The sequence below is a fragment of the Anaplasma marginale str. Florida genome (assembly GCF_000215485.1).
Taxonomy (GTDB): Bacteria; Pseudomonadota; Alphaproteobacteria; order Rickettsiales; family Anaplasmataceae; genus Anaplasma; species Anaplasma marginale.
This window is the reverse complement of record NZ_AFMS01000135.1, coordinates 1-3,568: the sequence shown is the minus strand read 5'-3', so window position 1 is coordinate 3,568 and position 3,568 is coordinate 1. Positions and strand designations below refer to the sequence as shown.

The 3,568-nt window shown below is 49.7% G+C and carries 3 protein-coding genes and 1 pseudogene; 1 reads left to right on the top strand and 3 read right to left on the bottom strand.

The genetic code is table 11. The features are described 5' to 3' along the window. On the top strand, nucleotides 1–1,069 hold a 1,069-nt coding region (locus GAC_RS03700; RefSeq protein WP_050813516.1), incomplete at its 5' end, for a YifB family Mg chelatase-like AAA ATPase. A gap of 36 nt (nucleotides 1,070–1,105) precedes the next feature. Here GAC_RS03700 and dnaQ read toward each other — a convergent pair. The 3 genes and pseudogenes from dnaQ to GAC_RS03685 form a co-directional block, all read right to left on the bottom strand. Then, complete coding sequence (dnaQ, locus tag GAC_RS03695; protein ID WP_010264567.1) at nucleotides 1,106–1,804, bottom strand: DNA polymerase III subunit epsilon; 699 nt, start codon at nucleotides 1,802–1,804, stop codon at nucleotides 1,106–1,108. After that, nucleotides 1,794–2,303, bottom strand: a complete 510-nt coding sequence (nuoE, locus tag GAC_RS03690) for an NADH-quinone oxidoreductase subunit NuoE (RefSeq protein WP_010267635.1) — start codon at nucleotides 2,301–2,303, stop codon at nucleotides 1,794–1,796. Before nuoE ends, dnaQ begins: the two co-directional genes overlap by 11 nt. Before the next feature lie 4 nt (nucleotides 2,304–2,307). Continuing rightward, a pseudogene (locus tag GAC_RS03685) lies at nucleotides 2,308–3,496 on the bottom strand (NADH-quinone oxidoreductase subunit D). Nucleotides 3,497–3,568: the final 72 nt, after the last annotated feature.

The window sequence follows — 3,568 nt, the reverse complement described above, 5'->3', positions numbered from 1 at the left end:
CCTATCGTCACTGGTAGACTATTTTAATGAAGTTGAGGGCGCAGCAGGGGTATTTGCTCACCATGATTTACCTGTCTATGAGGAGCCGCACGCTGGTGGCCGTCTTGCCCAGGTGATGCCTGACATGCAAGATGTGCGGGGGCATTCTGTGGCGAAGCGTGCTATGGAGATTGCAGCTGCTGGGGGCCATAACATTTTAATGATAGGTCCGCCTGGGTCTGGTAAATCCATGATAGCCAAGAGGTTAATAGGCATACTTCCAGATTTAGATGCACAAGAGGTGCTAGAAATTAATGTTATTTCTAGCATAATGCATAAGGGTATGCGCCACCTTGTGGCTTCCAGACCATTTCGTGAGCCACACAGCTCCGCCTCACTTGCCTCAATGGTTGGTGGGGGCAGGCAAGCTTTACCTGGGGAAATAACTTTAGCGCATAATGGGGTGTTATTTCTCGATGAACTGCCCGAATTTTCTAAGTCCGTACTGGAATCCCTAAGGCAGCCTCTGGAAGATAGGCAAGTAGTTATATCAAGAGCCAATGCCCACATAACCTATCCCGCGAACTTTCAACTTGTAGCTGCGATGAATCCGTGCCGATGCGGATACATTAATGACTCGGGCAGAAAATGTGCCAGGGCACCCAGATGTGGTGCGGAGTACCAAGGGAGAATTTCTGGGCCGATTATGAGTAGGATAGACATCAAAGTGGAAGTAGAAAATGTCAGTATGTTTGCCCAGAAAACTTGTGATAATTCTACAAGCTCTGCGTCAATGAAGGCACGGGTAACTGGGGCCAGGTCTATACAGGCGGCCAGATATGGTGACATGCGGAAGAACAATGCGATGCTAACTGCAGGTGAAGTTGAAAAATTTATAACGCGTAGAATGAGCGATGCGGCGGGTAAACTGTTGGCCAAGGTGCTCGATATCGGGCGCTTGTCAAACAGAGATGCCTCGAAAATCTTAAAGGTCGCCAGGACAATCGCAGACCTGGCAGTGTGCGGGGAGGTTGCGGAGAATCACGTGGCAGAGGCCGTAAGCTTTTCTGACTATCACTGCGGAAGGTAGTACCCAAAGCTGCAGTAGCCGGTGGCGTACGTGTGGTCAGTCACTCGTCTTTAGGTACATATTCCATATAGGGTCTTTCATCTTGCTGATGGACTCCGCGTGTAGCTTGAGCTCCAGGTCGCTTATGGTAAACGCACGTGGAGCCTGCAATACTGGCTTGGATGCTTTGCTTGCTCTAGTCGATTGGGTGAGGTCTCCACTCACAAAACCCAGGGACCTCTGTATTCCGCCGCACAACTCAACGTAAACTCTCGCCAGAAGAGTTGCGTCTTTCAATGCTCCGTGGAACCTACGGCTACTAGTTGAAATGTCAAATCTCTTGCACAGGGCATCCAGGCTTGCTGGCATGCCGGGGAACTTTCTGCGGGCCACCTCGAGCGTGTCCACAACGGGGTTGTACAGCTTCGTCTTGCCTATGCGCTCCATTTCTGTCTCAATAAATTTGAGATCGAACCCGGCATTGTGGATCACTAGCACGCTATCTTGCACAAAATTGAGAAACTGGTCTGCCATCTCGGCAAACTTCGGCATATTTTTTACCATGTCGGTTGTGATGCCGTGAATTTTTGTTGCTGCAATGGGGATATCACGCTCTGGGTTGATGTACTTGTGAAAAACCTGGCCCGTCATTACAAAATCGACCAGCTCCACGCAGCCAATCTCTATTATTCTATCACCCGACGCTGCATCCAGACCTGTGGTTTCAGTGTCTAAAACTATCTCTCTAGTTCTCACTGTGTTTGAGCTTGTGTAGAATCTCTCCCATCTTTTCGGAATCCAAGTCCTCGTAGTAGTCCTCGTTTATTTGCACGACCGGGGCATTAACGCAAGCCCCGAGGCATTCAACCTCTCTGAGCGTGAAGAGGTTATCTTTTGTGCTCTCATCAACATCAATCTTAAGCGCTTTCTTGCAAGTATTTAATATATCACTTCCCCCGCGCAGCCAGCAGGGAGTTGTGCGACAGACCTGCACTAAGTATTTCCCCACCGGAGCGGTGTTGTACATAGAGTAAAACTCAACAACCTCCCGAACATGAACTGGACGCATGCCCAGAAGATCGGCTATGTAGCCTATGGCTGACTGCGGTATAAACCCCCCAGCTTGGCTTTGCACTAGATGCAACAGTGGCATCACTGCGCTGGACTTCCGATCGTCCGGATAATGGCTGATATACTTGCGGGCCTCCTCCAAGTTTTCGGGTGTAAACTCAAATTTCTCCGAACTTTGATCCATAACCCTACCTGTCTATTTCTCCAAATACGATGTCTAGTGACCCTATGATTGCGGTAAGATCAGCCAACATGTGCCCCCTAGCCATTGCATCTATTGCTTGTAAATGAGCGAAACCCGGCGCCCTTATCCTGCACCTGTAAGGCCTATTGGTGCCATCCGATACTATATAGACCCCAAACTCGCCCTTAGGTGCCTCCACCGCAACGTATGCCTCACCTTTGGCGACTTTATAACCCTCAGAAAACAGCTTGAAGTGGTGAATCAGCGCTTCCATGGAGTATTTTAGCTCTTCCCTTCTAGGTGGAGCGATTTTGCGATCGTCGGTCTTCACCGGCCCTTCAGGTATGCCGTTTAGACATTGTCTGATGATCGAGATGGACTCACGCATCTCGGCCATTCGCACCAGGTATCTATCATAACAGTCACCATTGCTACCTACGGGCACTTTGAAATCTAAGGTTTCGTATATCTCGTATGGCTGGCTCTTTCTCAGATCCCAAGGTATTCCACACGCCCTTAACATGGGGCCGGAAAACCCCCAGTCTAGCGCCTGCGCCTTTGACACTACGCCTATGTCAACATTGCGCTGCTTCCATATGCTATTTTCGGTCAACAAACCGTCTACGTCGTCAAGGAGCTTAGGGAAGCTCTCCGTAAACGCGTGTATGTCATCCAGTAGGCCATCAGGCACGTCCGCCGCAATTCCCCCCGGCCTTATGTATGCGGCATGAAACCTGGCTCCAGAGGCCCTCTCATAGAAGGAGAGCAGTCTTTCCCGTTCCTCAAACATCCACAAAAGTGGAGTTGTGGCGCCTGTATCGAGCGCCTGGCTAGAGACATTGAGCAGATGGTTGAGGACCCTTGTGAGCTCACAAAAAATCACTCTAATGTATTTTGCTCTTGGTGGAACAACGCACTGCAGCAGCTTTTCTACACACAAAGAATAGGCGTGCTCTTGTGACATTGGGGAGACATAGTCGAGGCGATCAAAATACGGAAGCGCTTGTAGGTACGTTTTATACTCTATAAGCTTCTCAGTGCCTCTATGAAGCAAGCCTATGTGTGGGTCAATCCTCTCGATAACCTCGCCGCTCATCTCCAAGATCAAGCGCACTAACCCCGTGAGCAGCTGGATGCTGCGGCCCAAAGTTCAGGGTCATCGGCTTGATTCGACTGCTGCGGGTGTCAGACATTGGGANCAAGCAAAGAACAAGGGTAAGTATCTCTCAATCTATACGGATGTCAAGCCCAAATTCTTCATGTTA

Bases quoted from the DNA above. Each gene is read 5' to 3' on its own strand.
- nuoE (WP_010267635.1), bottom strand. From the start codon at position 2,303: ATGGATCAAAGTTCGGAGAAATTTGAGTTTACACCCGAAAACTTGGAG.